Origin of the sequence: Paenibacillus koleovorans NBRC 103111 (assembly GCF_004000845.1) — a bacterium.
GTDB lineage: Bacteria > Bacillota > Bacilli > Paenibacillales > NBRC-103111 > Paenibacillus_AA > Paenibacillus_AA koleovorans.
On record NZ_BIMA01000001.1, the window covers coordinates 1 to 17,081 of the forward strand.

Genomic DNA, 17,081 nt, shown 5'->3' on the forward strand with positions numbered 1-17,081 from the left:
TCGGTGTCAGCAGCAGGGGATACTTGGGAAACAAAGGCTTCGATGCCATCATCAAGATTTAACGCTGGGGCAGCAGTCGTTGATGGGAAAATCTATGTTATTGGAGGACAGAACGACGGCGCGAGTGTGTTAAATACAGTTGAGTAACTGCCCCATGTGGTCCTCGTAGTTCCCGCAACCAGCCCTCTTGTTACCCTCAAATCCTCTTCTTACCCTCAAATATTCCAAGTCGTATCGAAAAATCTCCAGCCTTTGAGCGTATTAGCCACCGATCGTAGGCCCATCGCCAGCTGCCTGTCCAATGTTGCACTCTTTACGACGCCTTTCATAAACAAAGCGGTTGCCTTATAAGAGTATCCTTCTTCATAGCGTAAGTGAATCGCTTGCCGGGCATCCTCATCTTGAATTAGCTTGACGGCCCGATGAATGGTGCATACAAGCGTTTGATACTCCTGGAATAAAGCTCGCTGCCCTTCGGCAATAATGGATGCATTCGCCGTCCGGTTGGCATAATACTCTTCGCTGCTGATCTTATTGCCCCATTTGCCGTCGACCGCTGTGGAAGCATAGTCCTCGAGATGGCTCATGAAATCGCGAACGACCAAATCTAATTGAAGTGATTTGCCTTGAATTCGGGGTGTCGCAGTCCGTTGCCGAACGGAGAGTCACTCAGATTGAGCGGCGTTTGTACCAGGGCAGATTAGATCAGGAGTTGATGCAAAATGCGAGTGCTTTAGAAGGAAACGAACAAAAGCGGCTTCCAGCGTCAGTCGAGACTCAGGCCGATGTCGGACTTCTATACGATAACAACCTGGCTGGCGAACAGCCGTCGGCATTGGTCATCAAATTAAAGAACGGCATCACTGACACAGGTAGAACATACTTTGCCATACAAACTACACTTCCAAAAGTGGATGCTTATGATTTTGGATATTTAGTGACGGTCCCCATCCAAAATAGCGAAGTGATATGGACGGATATTCCGTTCTGCTTTGGAGTGGATATCCCCCGGATTCGTGGGCGCATTGGTCCGCTTGAAGTCGATCAGCTGCTTATTAAGCTAGACGCATTGGATTATTCACTGCAATCCGCCATCATGCGAAGCAATCCGCAAAACCTTTCCTCCTTTTGAGGCTGCTAGGAGTAGTAAATAAAGAGTTGCTATCTCGGTTTATTTCGGGTATAATCTGATCTTGTCGGTGGTCCACCTCGAGTTTTATTGCTTGAGGCGAGGGTTCGATTCCCTTCACATGATCCGCTTTCTTGAAGATTATGACCCAGTAGCTCAGCTGGATAGAGCAACGGCCTTCTAAGCCGTCGGTCGGGAGTTCGAATCTCTTCTGGGTCGTTAACGTTAGAAAAGCTCCCGATTAGGGGGCTTTTCTTAGTTAAGGGACCAGAATGAGAACTCCCGCAGGGAGGGCGTCGGAGCGACCCTTCGTTAGCATACGCTTCGCAGTCGCGGCTCCTTGTTTCCGCCCTTTGGCGGATAACGGCAGCGCATCTCTTCTGGGTCGTTAACGTTAGAAAAGCTCCCGATTAGGGGGCTTTTCTTAGTTAAGGGACCAGAATGAGAACTCTCGCACGGAGGGCGTCGGAGCGACCCTTCGTTAGCATACGCTTCGCAGTCGCGGCTCCTTGATGATGCGTACTGCCGCAAAACGGAACTCGTATCGGGCTGTACGCTCGATTTTTGTGCTTAAAGCAACAGTTACAGAAAAAGTCCCCCGGGCAGACATAGGACCCGGGGGACTTTTGGGCTGAGCGGCTGAGTGGAGGCACGGAAGGAAGCTCCTCTAGCACTCATAGAATAGAATATGAGAGGGGGGTGAGTCCGGCTTGGATGAACCCCCAGTGTCAGCAAAAAATCTAGCAAATGGTTGCCCGATTCTTCAGGATCGATAGACGCTTGCTAGAGACCTGAGCTTCAGTGCTGAGCTTCAGTGCCTGAACTTCAGTGCCTGAGCTTCTGTGCTTGAGGTTCAGTGCCTGAGCTTCAGTGCCTGAGCTTCAGTGCTTGAGCTTCAGTGCTTGAGCTTCGGTGCCTGAGCTTCGGTGCCTGAGGTTCAGTGCCTGAGCTTCAGTGCCTGAGCTTCAGTGCTTGAGCTTCAGTGCTTGAGCTTCAGTGCTTGAGCTTCGGTGCCTGAGCTTCAGTGCTTGAGTTTCAGTGCCTTAGCTTCGGTGCCTGAGCTTCAGTGCTCGAGCTTGGATCTTCCAGCAGCGAGCGCCTGATCCCTATCCGCCCTATACCAGCTGGAGCGCCCAGTTGCCGGCACGGAACACCGGCTCCACCGTGCCGTCAGGCAGCTCGCCGTCGATTTCCAGCAGCTCCGACCCAACCATAAAGTCGGCATGCGCCAAGCTGACGTTCGCTCCGCGCGCGAGCAACTCGCACCCTATTCAGTCATACGTCGAAAGCGCCACAGAAGCTGACGTTCGCTCCGCGCGCGAGCAACTCGGCTTTACTGAGCCGCGTCCCGTTCTCGATATTCGTCGGGTAGGCGCTGCCGAGCGCGAGATGGCACGAGGCGTTCTCGTCGATGCCGGTGTTGTAGAACGTGCGGCGCAGGTTGGAGATCGGCGAATCATGCGGCACGAGCGCGACTTCGCCCAAGTAGCTCGCGCCCTCGTCCGTCTCGAGCAGCGAGCGCAGGTGCTCCTCGCCGACCTCGGCGCGGCAATCGACAACCTTGCCGGCCTGGAACGTCAGCGAGAACTTCTCCACGAGCCGGCCGTTCAGATTGAGCGGCATCGTGCTCGTCACCGTGCCGTTCACGCCGCCGCGCTTCGGCATCGTGTACACTTCCTCGGTCGGCATGTTCGCGACGAAATACACGCCTGCGCCGTTCTCCTTGCCGCCGCCGAGCCAAATATGCCCCTCCGGCAGCTCGACGCTGAGGTCGGTGCCCGGCGCCCGGTAATGCAAGCGGCGGTAGCGCTTCGCGTTCAGCGCCTCCCGCTTCGCCAGCAGCACGTCGAGATGCTCGCGCCAAGCTGCGACCGGCTGCTCGCGATCAATGCGATTGATGCGGAAGATCGCCTCCCACATCGCGTCTACGCGTTCCTCCTGCGGCAAGTCGGCGAACACTTTGTCCGCCCAAGCCCGCGTCGGCGCCTTCACCAAACACCAGCTGATCGTGCTGTTGCGGATATAGCGCTGGAAGTTCTCGCGTGCCACTGCCGCGGCCTTCGTCGCCGCCGACACTTTCCACCCTTCGATCCCGTTGTACAGCGCCGGGTCCGGCACTTTGATGTTCAGCAACGCGCCGTTCCCTTCCGCCAGCTGCTCCATCATCCGAGCGCTCCATTCCGGATAATAATCGAATGAATCGTCCGGCGCTTGCTCGAACCGGATCCGCGTCGTCCCTTCGTCCTGCCAATTCACCTGCACATATTTGGCACCCGCCGCATAAGCCTGCTTCACAAGCTTGCGCGTCAGCTCCACGGTTTCAAGCGGCGACTCGATCATCAGCACTTGGCCCGCCTGCAAATTCAGGCCGACCCGAATGACGAGCTCCGCGTATTTTTCCAAGTTGCGTTCAAACGTCTCCATTCCACACAAACCTCCCGCCAAAAATCGACCGCTCCCGCCACCGTCTTTTTCGCCAACATCCGCATAACGACGGCCCGGAACGACCCTTCCTATTATACACAAACAAATGAAAATTTCTATCCGTCCCCCAAAAGGCGAGGCATACCGGGACAGACATCTCGTACGAGCCAATCGCATACGCTTAAGTATTGTCGCTGCCTGTCGTCAGCTGGAAGGACATGTACACATATTGAGAAGGCGAGGGGTGAATGGATCATGTGTGGAATTACGGGATGGGTCGATTACCGGAAAAATTTGACCAGCTATCCGTCCATACTTGTCGGCATGACGGAGACGATGGCGCTGCGCGGACCCGACGCTTCCGGCACGTGGCTGTCTCCGCACTGTGCGCTCGGACATCGCAGGCTGAGCGTGATGGATCCCGAGAACGGCGCCCAGCCGATGACCCGCCGCAAGGGCGATTACGACTATACGATCGTATATAACGGGGAGCTATATAATGCGCCGGAGCTAAAGCGCGAGCTGGAGCAGCGCGGCTACCGCTTCTCGACGACTTGCGACACGGAAGTGCTGCTTGTGTCATTTATCGAGTGGGGCCGGGAATGTGTGGACCGGCTGAACGGCATTTTCGCTTTCGCGATATGGAGCGAGGAAACGCGTAATTTGTTTCTGGTGCGGGATCGGGTCGGCGTGAAGCCGTTTTTTTATTCTTATCAGCACGGCACGTTCTTGTTCGGCTCCGAGCCGAAGGCGATTCTCGCCCATCCGAGCTTCAAGCCGGAGGTCGGGCGCGAAGGGCTGGCGGAGCTGTTCCTCATCGGGCCGGCGCGTACACCGGCGAGCGGCATTTACCGCGGCATGACCGAGCTCAAGCCCGGGCATTGCATGGTTGTCGACGCGAGCGGTATCAGCGTCAAGCCGTACTGGCAGCTCGAGAGCCGGCCGCATGAGGACGACGTCGACACGACGGCCTCCAAAGTGCGAGAGCTGCTGATCGATACCGTCGAGCGCCAGCTGGCGTCTGACGTGCCGGTGGGGACGCTGCTGTCCGGCGGCCTCGACTCGAGTGCGTTGACGGCCATTGCCGTCGACTTCTACAAGCGGAATGGCGTGAAGGATCCGCTGAAGACGTTCTCGGTCGATTATGTCGACAACGACAAGCATTTCAAATCCAGCGTGTTCACGCCGAACAGCGACGCGCCGTGGATCCAGCGGATGGTGCAGCATCTCGGCACACAGCATCACGATATATTTTTCGATACGCCCGACCTGGTGGCGTCGCTCCGAGAAACCGTCTACGCCCGCGACATGCCGGGGATGGCGGATATCGACGGCTCGCTGTACTTATTTTGCCGCGAGATCAAGAAGAACGTCACGGTCGCGATCTCCGGCGAGGCGGCCGACGAAATATTCGGCGGCTATCCTTGGTTCCACCGCGAGGAGTCGCTGAACGCGAACACGTTCCCGTGGTCGCTCTCCGCGGACACGCGGCTCAGCATTCTCGCGCCAGAGCTGCTCGACTGGCTGCAGCCGCAAGCGACGCTAGACGCCCGCTACGAGCAGGCGCTCGCCGAAGTGCCGCGGCTCGACGGCGAGACCGGCCAAGCGCGCCGCATGCGCGAGATGTCGTACCTCAACATCAGCCGCTTCATGCCGACCTTGCTCGACCGCAAGGACCGGATGAGCATGGCCGTCGGATTGGAAGTGCGGGTGCCGTTCTGCGACCATCGGCTGATCGAATACGTGTTCAACATCCCATGGGAAATCAAGACCGCAGGCGACCGCGAGAAAGGCATCCTTCGTCGAGCGCTCAAGGGCATCCTCCCCGACGACGTGCTGACGCGCAAAAAAAGCCCTTACCCGAAGACGCACAACCCGAACTATTTGCACGCGCTGCAAGCCGGCTTGCTCGACATCCTGAACGAACCGTCGTCCCCGATCCTCGAGTTCATCGACGTCCCGCGGGTGCGCAAGCTGGCGGAATCGGACGCGTCGCAGATGAACCTGCCGTGGTTCGGCCAACTGATGTCCGGCCCGCAATTGCTCGCCTACTTGACGATGATGAACATATGGCTGAAGGAGTACAACATCTCGATCATCCGAAATTAATATGAAACGGAGCCGCCTTCGCCAGACTAGCACCTCTGACGAAAAGCGGCTCCTTTTTTGCACAACAATCCATTAGAACTGCCAAGTATCCTTCCATTTCAAAAACGTCTCGACGTACTCCCGGTTCACTTCCGCGCCCGACAGGATCGGATAAAACAGCATGAACATCAGCAGCACCAGCCCCAAGTAGGCATAAACCGCCGCGTTAGCCCAGAAATGAGCCGGCTTGCCGGCCGTTTCTTCCCGTAACCTTTCGATGACATAGACAAGGCACAAGATCATGAACGGCACCACGGCGAAAAAGTGATAAATAAACGTAAGCCGCGGCACGAGCATCCAAGGCACGTAGACGGAGCCCAGTGCGATCGCCAGGAACAGCACCCGTCGATCCTTCCTTCGATACCCCATCCATAACGCCGCCAAAATACCCCCGATGCCGATCCAGCCCCATATGAGCGGATTGCCCAGCGCCACGATCAGCGATGCTTTCCCAGGTGGCAGCTCCGATCCGCCATAATACCAAACCGGCTTGACCATCGTCGGCCACTCGTACCAAGTGGAGGAGAACGGATGAGTAGCTTTCAGCTCGCTGTGATAATTGTACATATGCTTCTGGTAGCTGACGATGTCGGCCAACCCATGACCGGGACCCGGCACGTTCAGGAACGGAATATAGGACATGACGTAAATGATCAGCGGTACCGCGACGAACCAAACGACGCACCAACCGATCGTCCAGCCCGCATAGCGCGGAAATTGCAGCCACTTCACCGGCGCTTTCAAGTACTCGCGATAACGTTCCCACAGGCTGAGGAAGAATAGGATGGCCAGCCCGACGCCGGCGTAAAGCCCGATCCATTTGGACGCCACGCCCAGCCCGAACGCTAGTCCGCACAAAGCCAGCGGGATCAAGGTTCGTTTCAACCCGTCGCGATGGAAATTCAGCTGCATGTAGTGATACATGAAATAGAACGCCAGCACGATGAAAAAGACCCCGTACACGTCGATCGTAGCGATCCGGGTTTGCACGAAATGCATAAAATCGAAAGCCAGCAAAAAGGCGGCGGCGAACGCGTACCAAGCTTTGTTGTGGAACAAGCGCTTGGCAAACACATACATGAGCGGCACCATCAGGATGCCGAACAGCGTCCCCATGATGCGCCAGCCGAACGGATTCATCCCGAAAATCCATGTTCCTAAAGCGATTATGACCTTTCCCAGCGGCGGATGCGTGCTCTCGAAAGGTTCCAGCTGATTCGAATGTTCATATGCGGTGCGGGCGTGATAGATTTCGTCGAAGTACGTACTATTCATAAAAGTCGCTTTGTAGGCGGCCTGTCCCTGCTCGTCAAACAACAAATCGATCTTGCCGACGGACGCATCGCTCACCTGCTCGCCCTTGTAGCTCTGGATCGCCAGCGGCTTCTCTCCGCCTCCCGCCCCAGGTCCGTAGATGGCAAGCTCGCTCAACCGTGTACCCGGCTTGTCCACCTGCAGCTTCACGTAGCGGGCCGGTTTGTTCACCATGATGCTCTTCCACGCGAACACATTGCCGCCGTCGCGCACGAGCGGGAATGCATCGCCCCAGCTCGTTCCGTCCTGCGAGACGAATAGCTTGAAGCTGCCGTCGCCGACCGCGGCGAAGCTGTTGATCCGCTCGACGGTCTGCGCCGAGCCGAGGTCGACGATAACGCTCTCGCCTTGGCGAGCCGGCTGCCAGTACGTCTCCGGCGCCTTGAGCGAGCCGAGCTGGAATAGAGCGATCGCCGCGTAGACGACGGTCAGCCCCGTAATGAGCAGCGTGTCGAGCCGGCTCCACTCGAGCTTCGGAGGTGGCGGGAAGGCGGTGGCTGACTCTTTGACCCGGGCCTGCTTGTTTTTGTGCGAGCCTGCTTGGGATGGGGAGGTCGTTTTGACGGCTCCTTTGGCGTTTTTGGCAGCAGCAGCGTTTGCGGCAGCTACGGCAGGAACTAGCGGGACCGTTTGATTTTGCAGGAACAGCGACCAGGCCGTCTTCAGCATGGCGACGAACAAGATTGTGTTCGCAAGCGAGATGGTGATCACTGTTGGATCGAATCGTTTCAAGTGGAAAATGTTCGCCCAGCTGTTCATCAGCACGTCGTGCGCGTTCACATATTGGGTGAGGCTGAAGCCTGCGTACAGCAGGAGCAGCCGGCGATCCCTCATGCAGATGACGCTGGCCAATCCGAGTACGACGCCGTAGAACATGTAGCGCTCATGCATTTTGACCGTCATCATGAAGACCGACACGGAGAGCAGGAAGCCGATGAAATACAGCTTCGTCTCATCGGCCTTGCTCTTGAAGTACAGATAGGCGCAAGCTACGACGGTAGCGGCGACAAGAATGACGCTCCAGATGCTGTAAGGGATGAACAGCAGCGTCTTCGACGTCGGCTGCCAGTTGCCGCCGAGCAATCCATATAAATTGAAGGCGTTCAAGCTCGCATACGGATATTGAGATAATGTTCCGGTATAGAGCTCCACCAGCCACAAAGGTCCGCCTGGTTTGTGAATCGTGAACGGCACTGCGAGAACGGCGATTACGGCTAGACCGTAACCCACGCACTTCAGGAACACCGTCCAGCTGCGACGGTGGATGACGGCGAACAAGAGCAGCGGCCCGAGCATGAGCGCTTGCGGCTTTATCAGGATCGCGAAGGCGAACACGGCGGCGGACAACGGTAGCCGGCCTTGCACTAGCAAGTAGACGGCGTAGAGGATAACTAGCGTGAACACCGAGTCTACTTGACCCCATGCCGCCGAGTTGACGATCGCCATCGGGTTGAAGATGTAGAGCAGCGAGATGGAGACAGCTGCTGCCGACGAAAACTTCCTTTCGATCGCGATCCGGTACAATAAGTAGCCGATCCCGATATCCGCCAGCATCGCCGGCAGCTTGATCAGCATTGTAAAGGAAGTGGAGTCGTTCGCTAATGAGAAGAGCTCGCGAATTGCTCCGATCGCGTACAAGATGTAGATGTAACCTGGCGGATAGTCGACGAACAGCTCTCCGTTATAGAACTGCAAGATGCCGCCTGAGAACGACTGCGTCGCCCAAGCCTTGAACAATGCCATATCGATATGATGGCCAAGGTCCATTGGAGCGATGATCAGGCGCAGCAGCAGGGCAGCGCCAGCCGCAATCGGCCATGCCAGCCAATGCGGCTGAGTATCGCTGTGATGCCGCTTCAAGAAGCGGTACACCCAAGCAACCAAGCCGATGTATAGAAGGGAGAACAGTAGGATCGGGAACGTCGAAGGTGCGTGGCTTCTTCCCGCCGCTGCTGCGGCTGCCTCGGCAGAATTGGAGGTGCTCTGCTGGGTCGGATCGAACGAGATCAGCTTCACGCCGTTCGGCAATTGCTCCACTTCTTCGAGCGCGATGTCGTCGAACATCGCTTTGCCCGCTATTGTGCCGCCGAAGAAGCCGAGTCGCGCTTGCACGGACAGCCGGTTTTGCTGTTTGCCGGTTGTGCCGTACAGCTCGACCAGCTGCCATTGGCCTTTCGTATCGCCCACCTGCTTGGACGTGATCATAATTCCTTCTACCGTCACATGGGCGCCTTTATCCGCCGATCCGGTGCCTTCTACGTTCACCCAAGCCGACAGCCGGTATTTCGTCTCCGGCTTGACCGCCGCCGCTTGTGTCCAGCGGGCGTCGTTAGCTTGTTTGTTCTCGATCATGACGGCGTAATCGCCTGAGTGCGCCTGACCCTTGACGATCGTGAAGGCCGTCGCTTCTCCCTCAGGCAAATAGGACGCCTTGGACCATTGCGCCGGCTGGCTCCCTTCAACTTGCTCGAAGCCTCCGTTGCCGAGCAAGTTGGCGCCTGCTGCATTCGCCGAGCCCGCTACCCCAAGCATCGCCGCGACGAGCAGCATAACGCCGATTAAAAGCTTTTTCATTATTGGTGAGCCCCCCTACCGATTGACAGCTATCGCTATACTTTTTCTCCCAGCAAGCGTCAAAATCCTCTTTTTAGGAGAAGCGGGGCGAGGGGCAGGTTAGTTCAATCCGGAAGCTCCGGAATTTTGCTCATGATTTCTTTCATCGTAAAAGACACGCATGGCAACCGCTCCGAGGCGACCTCTTCATTTTCCACGTATACGTCGTGCAGCTCATACTTCCCGTCCATCCCGAGCACGTATTGTTCCAACAATTCCTGTGCCGGGAGGATGATCCAATACTCTGGAATGCCGTACGTGGCATAGGCTTTCAACTTGCTGATCTTATCGCGGCGGACCGACGTGGGAGAGACGATTTCCACCACCAGATCCGGGGCTCCTTTAATCCCTTTCTTAGTGATGATCTCCATTCGCTTCCTGCTCACCATGACCAAGTCGGGCCTTCTTACTTCCTTAGGGGACAGAATGACATCGATTTCGTGCAAAATGACATATTCCAGCTCGCAAGTGTGCTTAATGGCATACAGCAGCTCTACGCTAATCATCTGATGATCGGAAGCTGCTCCTGGCGACAATTCCAGATTGCCATCCGCCAGTTCGACAACGGATCCGTCTTCCAGCTCAGGGAGCGCGTCGAATTCATCGTAGGACATCGGCTGCTCGCGGATTATCGGGGGGTTGTCCTTCTTGGGTTTTATGGGGATCACCTCATTCAAGTTTTCAGAGTAATCATGGTTAGTAACTTGATTATACTTCAACATAAAGGGTAAACGGAATATAAGAAAACCGGCCTCCAGAACGATCCATGATCGGGCTGCCATAAAGAAAACCGTCCCTAGTCGTTGCGCGACCGGAGACGGCTGGAGCTTTCGCCTGCTGCTATTCCTGCAAATAAGTGCTGATCTTGCTTGTTGTCGAATGCGATCAAACATACGCCGGCAGACGGTGAGGTCCGTGTTCGCACTTCCGTTGAGAAGGCTGCGGGTCTGGATGCCGGTGCGTCCGGACGCAGCTTGCTGGTAGAGGTGTTCAATGCGGGAGAGCCGATCCCGTCGGAAGATTTGCCTCGCATTTGGGAGACGTTCTTCACCGTCGACAAGTCCCATAATCGCGAACAAGCGTCAGGCTCCGGGATCGGTCTCGCGATCGTGCGGAATATCCTGACGCTTCATGGCAGCCGGTTCGGTGCGGTTAATATCGGTGGAGCCGAGTCCGGTCGATGGGGCGGTGTTGGGGGGCTGTTTTATTTCACGCTCCCGCTTGCGGGGCCGGAAGATTCATCAGCTTCGGCCGTCTGAAATTGAAAATTATACGATCGGCGCCCGGCTTCGACGGTGACGACGAGCGTCTTGCCCGGCAGAAACGGCTGGTCGGGCTTGAACGACATCCCGGATTGGCTGCCGCTCGTTCCTCCGGGGATGTGCTGATCCGGAGCATCGGCGTATCGGACCTTCATCCCTAGGTTGTTGCCGCGAGATCCGTCCCAAACCGCGGATACCGTAATATCCTTAGAAACGCCAGTCGCTCCATTTTTCGGTGAAGTGCTATGCATCCAAGTCCGCTCCAACGTAGCTTCGATGCCAACCCATGCGGCTAGGACTAGTAAGATCGATCCGATGTATGCAAACCAGCTTTTGCGCGTCAGGCGATCCTCCGAGTTCCGTGCAACCGTAGCTTGTACGCTGAGTACGATGGAGCAGCCGGCGACAATGGCAACGAACCCGTGCATGACGACTCCGACCAGCATCCCGATCTGTGGAGAAAACACATACATCGAGGTAAATTCGGCTCCCATCAATCCGTACATCAGCCACATCAAAATCGGCAAAACTTGGGCCGTCGCAATCGCTAGCATTCCCGGCATGCTGATAACCAGCAACAGCTTCCGAATGCCCCCGTGTGCCATGGACAATCCGAGCGATCCGGCGATAGCCGCCACACCGCCGAACTCCGCCCAGTTGCCCCAACTTCGAATTTCGGCCTCCTGCAGGTCACCGAGAATGTAAAAGGGATGCCAAGGGGTGTACATCCAACCCAGCATAAGACAAGCAATCCCCGCGATCAGCACCGGGATACTCGGTCTCCGCCACAGCATAATGTTGCGCAGCACCTTCATCAATACGCACTCCTCTCGAAGCACCTGCCTACCAACCAATCTAGCCCCCGGTTATGAACTTAAGTTCATCCACTAGGAACCTATTCTCCTTATTTCTCACCCTATCGGTTGGTTCACCCTGTATGAACTTAAGTTCATACCCGCTCCGCTCAGCGCCCCGCTCCTTCAATCTGCAGCTTTTCCAGCAGCCGTTCGATTGCGAGGCCGCGATGGCTGATCGCGTTTTTCTCGTCCAGCGTCAGCTCGGCCATCGTACGGCCGAACGCCGGCACATAAAACAACGGGTCATACCCGAACCCGTGCTCCCCCCGCGGCGCGTCGATGATGACGCCCTCGCAGGCGGCCTCCGCATGCAGCGTCGCCGCCGTCGCGGGGTCGTGCAGCGCCAGCGCGCACACGAACCGGGCAGCGCTTAACGCGCTCGCCCCCGCAGGCGCCTCCTGCATCGCCGCACTTGCAGCCGCATCTTCCGCCTCGCAGTTGCTCTCACCGCCACTGCCGGACTCCGCCAGCGTAGCTGCCGCCGAGGCGCCGACGCTTGCGCCGGCCGCGCCCGGCGCCATCCGCATGCGGCCGAGCTCGGCCAGCAGCTTGCGGTTGTTCGCGCCGTCGTCGGACGGCTCGCCCGCGTAGCGCGCCGAGAACACGCCCGGCGCGCCGCCGAGCGCGTCGACGCACAAGCCCGAGTCGTCGGCCAGCACCGGCAGGCCGAGCATCCGCGCGATCGTCGCCGCCTTCTTCTCGGCGTTGGCCGCGAAAGTCTCGCCATCCTCCACGATGTCGGGCAGCGCCTCGTAGTCGGCCAAGCTCTTCACCGTCAGTCCGAGCTGCCCGAATCGATGAGCGAACTCTTTCACTTTGCCGGCGTTGCGCGTTGCGACAACGACAGTACCGCCGCCGTTAAGTCCGCTCCACATACTTGCCACCTCCGACGAGCGCAACGAGCGGGCCGAGCACTTCCTTCTGCTTGGCGATCATCAGCTCGATGCCCAGTTCCGCCATTGCGAGCAGCTCGTCCAGCTCCTGGCGAGTAAACGGCGATTCTTCTCCCGTTCCCTGCACCTCGACGAACTTGCCTTCGCCGGTCATAACGACGTTCATATCTACCTTCGCCTGGGAATCCTCCGCGTAGTTCAGATCGAGGCAAACTTTGTCCTGAATCACCCCAACGCTGATGGAGGCGAGAAAATCCGTAATCGGCGATTTCTTCAGCTTGTTGTCGTTCATCAGCTTTTGAATCGCGAAACAAAGCGCTACGAAAGCCCCAGTTATCGAAGTCGTCCGCGTCCCTCCGTCCGCCTGGATGACGTCACAGTCGATCGTAATCGTCCGCTCCCCCAGCGACTCAAGCGAAATGACCGAACGCAATGCTCGTCCGATCAGCCGTTGAATTTCCATCGTGCGGCCGCCGACCCTGCCTTTCATCGATTCCCGCTGGTTGCGCACTTGCGTGGCGCGCGGCAGCATCGAGTATTCAGCATTGATCCAGCCTTTGCCTTGCCCTTTCATGAACGGCGGCACCTTTTCCTCGATCGAAGCGGTACAAATGACCTTCGTATCGCCAACCTCGATCAGTACCGAACCTTCCGCATGTTTTATATAGTTCGGGGTAATGACAACCTGGCGCGGCTCCGTATAATCTCTTCCGTCGGATCTCATCGTACAACCATCCTCCATCCCTGTTCCATCACGCACTCGAGTAGTGTACGCTTAACCCCCTCATTTTACCAAAGTCCGGGCGGAAAATCATTATTTCACGCAATAGAGCCGAACCCCCTTTCCGAGGTCCGGCTCTGTCCTTCAAACACCGTTACATTTTGATAGGGTTCACGCTCGACGGTTTCGCAACCGGCTTGCTGTAGTTCTGGTTGTCGGTCGCTTGAACGGCCGTATTGCCGTTTACTTTGATCTGCACCTTGGACACCGCGTTCTCCGTCAGCGACAGGATGACCGATTGGATCGATTCGCCCGGCGCTTTCTTATCCGTGCCCAGCAGCTTGTCGGTGAAGTTGACGTTCATAACGCCGTCGGCGCCGAGCTCGAGCTTCGGCAGCTCCAAAGTCGGAGCCAGCACCGAATGCAGCTTGGACTTGACAGTTGGTCCTACGATCAGTTGCTCAATGACCGCAGTCGCCTTATCGTCCGTACGTTTCACGAGTCGGGTCACTGGCACATAGTACTTGGTCTTATCCGTTGTTTCGCTTTGGAAATAGAGCGTAACCGGCGTCGACTGGCCGAATTCCACCCCATCTGCGCGCTCGATATTGATTCCCATCGCCCGCGACAGCTTGCCGTCGATCGGCGTACCGCCGACCGGCATTTGCTTCAGCGCCACGCCGTCGATGCGCAGCTCCACGTTGTCCACGCCCGCGAAGCCGGTCAGCGTCCAAGTGATCGCCTCCATCAGCTTCCGCTCGTCTTGCTGGGCGTAACTTTTGAATTCCTTCGTGAAATCGACGATCGCCGTCTTCTCCTTGATGTCGATCCCTTTCACTTGTGTGCCCTTAGGCAACACGGCGGTGAAATCTTTCGGCAGCTGTCCCTTCGAAACACCGTCCACGACCATAGATTCCAGCGTCAGCTTGGCTATGCCTTCCGCCCGCGGGAGATTCAGCGTAACCGGCGCGATAAAGCCGTTCCGGTCCTTCAAGTACATCGTCACCCCTTGCGTCAATCCTTGCACGGCCGCCGAAACGCTGAGCGCGTCTCCGTTCGTCCCTGCCACTACCGTCTCGTCTTGCGGGGGGTCGATTTCATTCGAACCCAGCAGGGAACAGCCGGAAGTCAGCATCACCGTAATACCTGCAATGGCTCCCCATTTCATCCAGTAGCTCGGCTTCATTGGAAAATCCTCCTCATGGTTTCTTTAGGACTAGGTAGTACTATGTATACGAGCCCCGGCTCGTTTTATAACTCCATTTGTCCAACAAAAAATACGAGCCTCCGGTTGTCCCGCTTTCGCCTCTCGCGCTGCCATCATCAGGATTGGCAAACAGGCGGCCGGACGTGGTATGCTTGGCTTAGCAGTTCAGTTTATACTAGGCGAGGAGGAAGCCCTATGTCATACAGCCTGAATAGCAAAAGAGTGTCCGAAGCCACGCAAGTATGGTTGGCGGAGCGCGGAGTCGACAAAAAAGAAATCGCCGAGCTCGTCATGTTCCTTCAACAGCCTTACTTTCCTAACCTGACGCCTGAAGAATGTCTGGATACGGTAGAACGGGTTCTCGAGAAAAGAGAAGTGCAGAACGCCATTCTGACCGGCATTCAGCTCGACATGCTGGCTGCCGAGGGCAAGCTGCTTCCACCGCTCCAAGAGATGATAGAGAACGATGAAGGCCTGTATGGCTGCGACGAAGTGCTCGCGCTTTCGATCGTGAACGTATATGGCAGCATCGGCTTTACGAACTTCGGCTATATCGACAAGGTGAAGCCCGGCATCCTGAAACGGTTGAACGACAAGTCCACCGGGGAGACGCATACATTCCTCGACGACATCGTCGGCGCCATCGCGGCCGCCGCCAGCAGCCGGATCGCGCATCGCAAGCAGGCGGAGAAAGAAGCCGAACGCGAAGCGAAAGGCGACCCGTTGCCATAAACGTGAAACTAGCAAAGCCCCATTCCCTTTTTAGGAGGGATGGGGCTTTTTTGTTTGGGGCGATGCTCCTTATAGAGCGGGGAGTTTCATTTCCAGGGATTCGGTTTTGTTGGTTTCGAAGTTTACTTTTGTATAGCGAATGCTCTCCGCATCGATCCATCCTTCGGCAAAATAGCTAAGCTTGGGGTCGGCTTTCAGGATGACGGTTTCTTGCAACGATTGGAGGTCCAGCAGCATAAGGTCGAAGGAATCTCCGGATCCAGCTTTGACATAAGGGGATTTCAGATCGACAGGACGAGCATAAAGGAGTTGTTTGGAGTCTGGCGAAAAGTAATAGCGGTTGGCTACCGTAAGAACAGTTGCAAGCGTTGAAGTAACGGCGTTAATTAAATGCCCCGGCTGCACCGCAGCAACACCAAACGTATACAGCACAAACCGATTATCTGCAGACCAAGTGAACGAGCCGATCGGCATCAGAATATCCTTTTCGAAAGCTACAGGTTTCGGGTCATCCTCACCGGCACGCCAAACATAAACTTTTCCTCCCCTACCCGGAGCATCCCCTTGCGCATACACGACACTCTGCTTACTCGGCGACCATGTCACCTCGAAAATATCCGGGCGCTGAATCCCTTGCACGATATACGCCGGCGGCATCACTTTTACAGTCGTATCCTTGAACCTCGCCGACCACTTCTGGATCGTCTTCGGTATGCCTGCTGGTTTGTCGCGGTTGGAGTACACCAAAATCGATCCGTTGTTCAGGACGGCCGTCCAGACCCCGTTATCCGGCGTCCGCATGATAATAGCTTCCATGATGGTGAACAGTCCGGGCACTCCGCCTGTGATCACTGTCGCTCCGAGTTGGTCCTCATCCGTTCCGGTGGAATAGATTTGGAAACTGTCGACAAAAGCGAAGTATTGCTCGCCAACCAGCTTTCGAAACCTTTCATCCGAGGACTGGTCAGGCATAATACCGAGTGTTATAAGCGTTGTTTCTTCTTGAAGCGGACCCCGCTGAAACTCTCCATGGAAGGTCACGTTCATCCCGCCGAAATAGGAAACATTCCCTCCGCTCTCCACCTTTATGTTCGGTCCGTTAATGGTAAACACTAGACTTGCCTCTACGTCCTTGCTTTTAAAAATGGCGGTCTCGTTCTGAAATGAAGCCTCCCCAATGATCTGTCCGACGTTCCCACCCCAATTGGCAAACAACTCAAACGAAAATCCCTTTGATGTCACTTTAGTAATGTTCAATGTAGCAGAAGCCAAATGGCTCATCCCCACGCGAACCCAGCTACCTTCCCACATGGGATCGGAAGCCGGGATAACAGTCGCAACCGTTGGCGCGGTGCTAGGCATTGAAGCGGTCATAATCCGAGACCCTACCGTAGGCGAGGAGCTCGGACTCGGACTGGGGCTCAAAACGGGAGGTTCACTTGGATTGACGCTTGAGCCGGGATTCACTTTGGTGCCGGAGTCCGAGTCGGAGTCGCAAGCCGTACATAGGAGCAGCCCTACTGCTAACAGAAGGGCGGCAATTGATCCACTTATTCTCATCGGCATCCTCCGAATTTCTAATAATGGCAACTATTAGCAATAATAACTCATTCTTGATCGGATGGGAATATGCATTTTTGAAATAAGCAATTCAGAGGCTGTCGATTCATTGGGAACACACCGGCGGCCCCCAACAAACCTACAGAAACAAAGTCTGCACCAGCAAATAGCCGTTCAACACGGCAATAAATACCGGCAAGGAATTTCCTTGCTCATACGAC

The 17,081-nt window shown here is 56.3% G+C and carries 13 protein-coding genes, 1 tRNA gene and 1 pseudogene; 6 read left to right on the top strand and 9 right to left on the bottom strand.

Annotated features, from left to right (window positions below):
* Positions 1-42 precede the first annotated feature (42 nt).
* A complete protein-coding gene (locus PKO02S_RS00005) occupies positions 43-147 on the top strand; it encodes a Kelch repeat-containing protein (RefSeq protein WP_246066777.1) in 105 nt (34 codons plus the stop codon).
* A 68-nt stretch (positions 148-215) separates the two neighbouring features.
* On the opposite strand, the gene PKO02S_RS00010 is transcribed toward PKO02S_RS00005, so the two are convergent.
* The gene (locus tag PKO02S_RS00010; protein ID WP_127578667.1) at positions 216-587 is read right to left on the bottom strand and encodes a hypothetical protein; all 372 of its coding nucleotides are present in this window, start codon (positions 585-587) and stop codon (positions 216-218) included.
* A gap of 128 nt (positions 588-715) precedes the next feature.
* On the opposite strand from PKO02S_RS00010, the gene PKO02S_RS00015 reads away from it, so the two are divergent.
* A complete protein-coding gene (locus PKO02S_RS00015) occupies positions 716-1,132 on the top strand; it encodes a hypothetical protein (protein WP_127578670.1) in 417 nt (138 codons plus the stop codon).
* A gap of 142 nt (positions 1,133-1,274) precedes the next feature.
* Positions 1,275-1,348 (top strand) — tRNA-Arg (locus PKO02S_RS00020).
* Between the two features lie 896 nt (positions 1,349-2,244).
* Here the strand turns inward: PKO02S_RS00020 and PKO02S_RS00025 are convergent.
* Positions 2,245-3,553: pseudogene (locus tag PKO02S_RS00025) on the bottom strand (aminopeptidase).
* 255 nt (positions 3,554-3,808) lie between these two features.
* Here PKO02S_RS00025 and asnB point away from each other — a divergent pair.
* A complete protein-coding gene (asnB, locus tag PKO02S_RS00030; protein WP_127578673.1) occupies positions 3,809-5,662 on the top strand; it encodes an asparagine synthase (glutamine-hydrolyzing) in 1,854 nt (617 codons plus the stop codon).
* Positions 5,663-5,734: 72 nt separating this feature from the next.
* On the opposite strand, the gene PKO02S_RS00035 is transcribed toward asnB, so the two are convergent.
* Together PKO02S_RS00035 and PKO02S_RS00040 are read right to left on the bottom strand one after the other, a co-directional pair.
* The gene (locus PKO02S_RS00035; RefSeq protein ID WP_127578676.1) at positions 5,735-9,589 is read right to left on the bottom strand and encodes a phospholipid carrier-dependent glycosyltransferase; all 3,855 of its coding nucleotides are present in this window, start codon (positions 9,587-9,589) and stop codon (positions 5,735-5,737) included.
* Positions 9,590-9,693: 104 nt separating this feature from the next.
* Positions 9,694-10,242 (bottom strand): Uma2 family endonuclease, encoded by a 549-nt coding sequence (locus PKO02S_RS00040; protein ID WP_246066764.1) that lies wholly within the window; start codon positions 10,240-10,242, stop codon positions 9,694-9,696.
* Between the two features lie 255 nt (positions 10,243-10,497).
* On the opposite strand from PKO02S_RS00040, the gene PKO02S_RS00045 reads away from it, so the two are divergent.
* A complete protein-coding gene (locus PKO02S_RS00045) occupies positions 10,498-10,887 on the top strand; it encodes an ATP-binding protein (protein WP_127578679.1) in 390 nt (129 codons plus the stop codon).
* Here PKO02S_RS00045 and PKO02S_RS00050 read toward each other — a convergent pair.
* The 4 genes from PKO02S_RS00050 to PKO02S_RS00065 form a co-directional block, all read right to left on the bottom strand.
* A complete protein-coding gene (locus PKO02S_RS00050) occupies positions 10,833-11,705 on the bottom strand; it encodes an Ig-like domain-containing domain (RefSeq protein WP_127578682.1) in 873 nt (290 codons plus the stop codon). The genes PKO02S_RS00045 and PKO02S_RS00050 overlap by 55 nt on opposite strands.
* 149 nt (positions 11,706-11,854) lie before the next feature.
* Positions 11,855-12,622 (bottom strand): non-canonical purine NTP pyrophosphatase, encoded by a 768-nt coding sequence (locus PKO02S_RS00055; protein WP_127578685.1) that lies wholly within the window; start codon positions 12,620-12,622, stop codon positions 11,855-11,857.
* Complete coding sequence (gene rph / locus PKO02S_RS00060) at positions 12,606-13,364, bottom strand: ribonuclease PH (protein ID WP_127578687.1); 759 nt, start codon at positions 13,362-13,364, stop codon at positions 12,606-12,608. Before rph ends, PKO02S_RS00055 begins: the two co-directional genes overlap by 17 nt.
* A gap of 151 nt (positions 13,365-13,515) precedes the next feature.
* Positions 13,516-14,547 carry a GerMN domain-containing protein gene (locus PKO02S_RS00065; protein WP_127578690.1) on the bottom strand — a complete coding sequence of 344 codons (1,032 nt, stop codon included), beginning with the start codon at positions 14,545-14,547 and terminating at the stop codon, positions 13,516-13,518.
* A 216-nt stretch (positions 14,548-14,763) separates the two neighbouring features.
* Between PKO02S_RS00065 and PKO02S_RS00070 the strand changes: the two genes are divergently transcribed.
* The gene (locus PKO02S_RS00070) at positions 14,764-15,300 is read left to right on the top strand and encodes a phosphatidylglycerophosphatase A family protein (protein ID WP_127578693.1); all 537 of its coding nucleotides are present in this window, start codon (positions 14,764-14,766) and stop codon (positions 15,298-15,300) included.
* Between the two features lie 69 nt (positions 15,301-15,369).
* Here the strand turns inward: PKO02S_RS00070 and PKO02S_RS00075 are convergent, their stop codons facing one another.
* The gene (locus PKO02S_RS00075) at positions 15,370-16,674 is read right to left on the bottom strand and encodes a TolB-like translocation protein (RefSeq protein WP_127578696.1); all 1,305 of its coding nucleotides are present in this window, start codon (positions 16,672-16,674) and stop codon (positions 15,370-15,372) included.
* Positions 16,675-17,081: the final 407 nt, after the last annotated feature.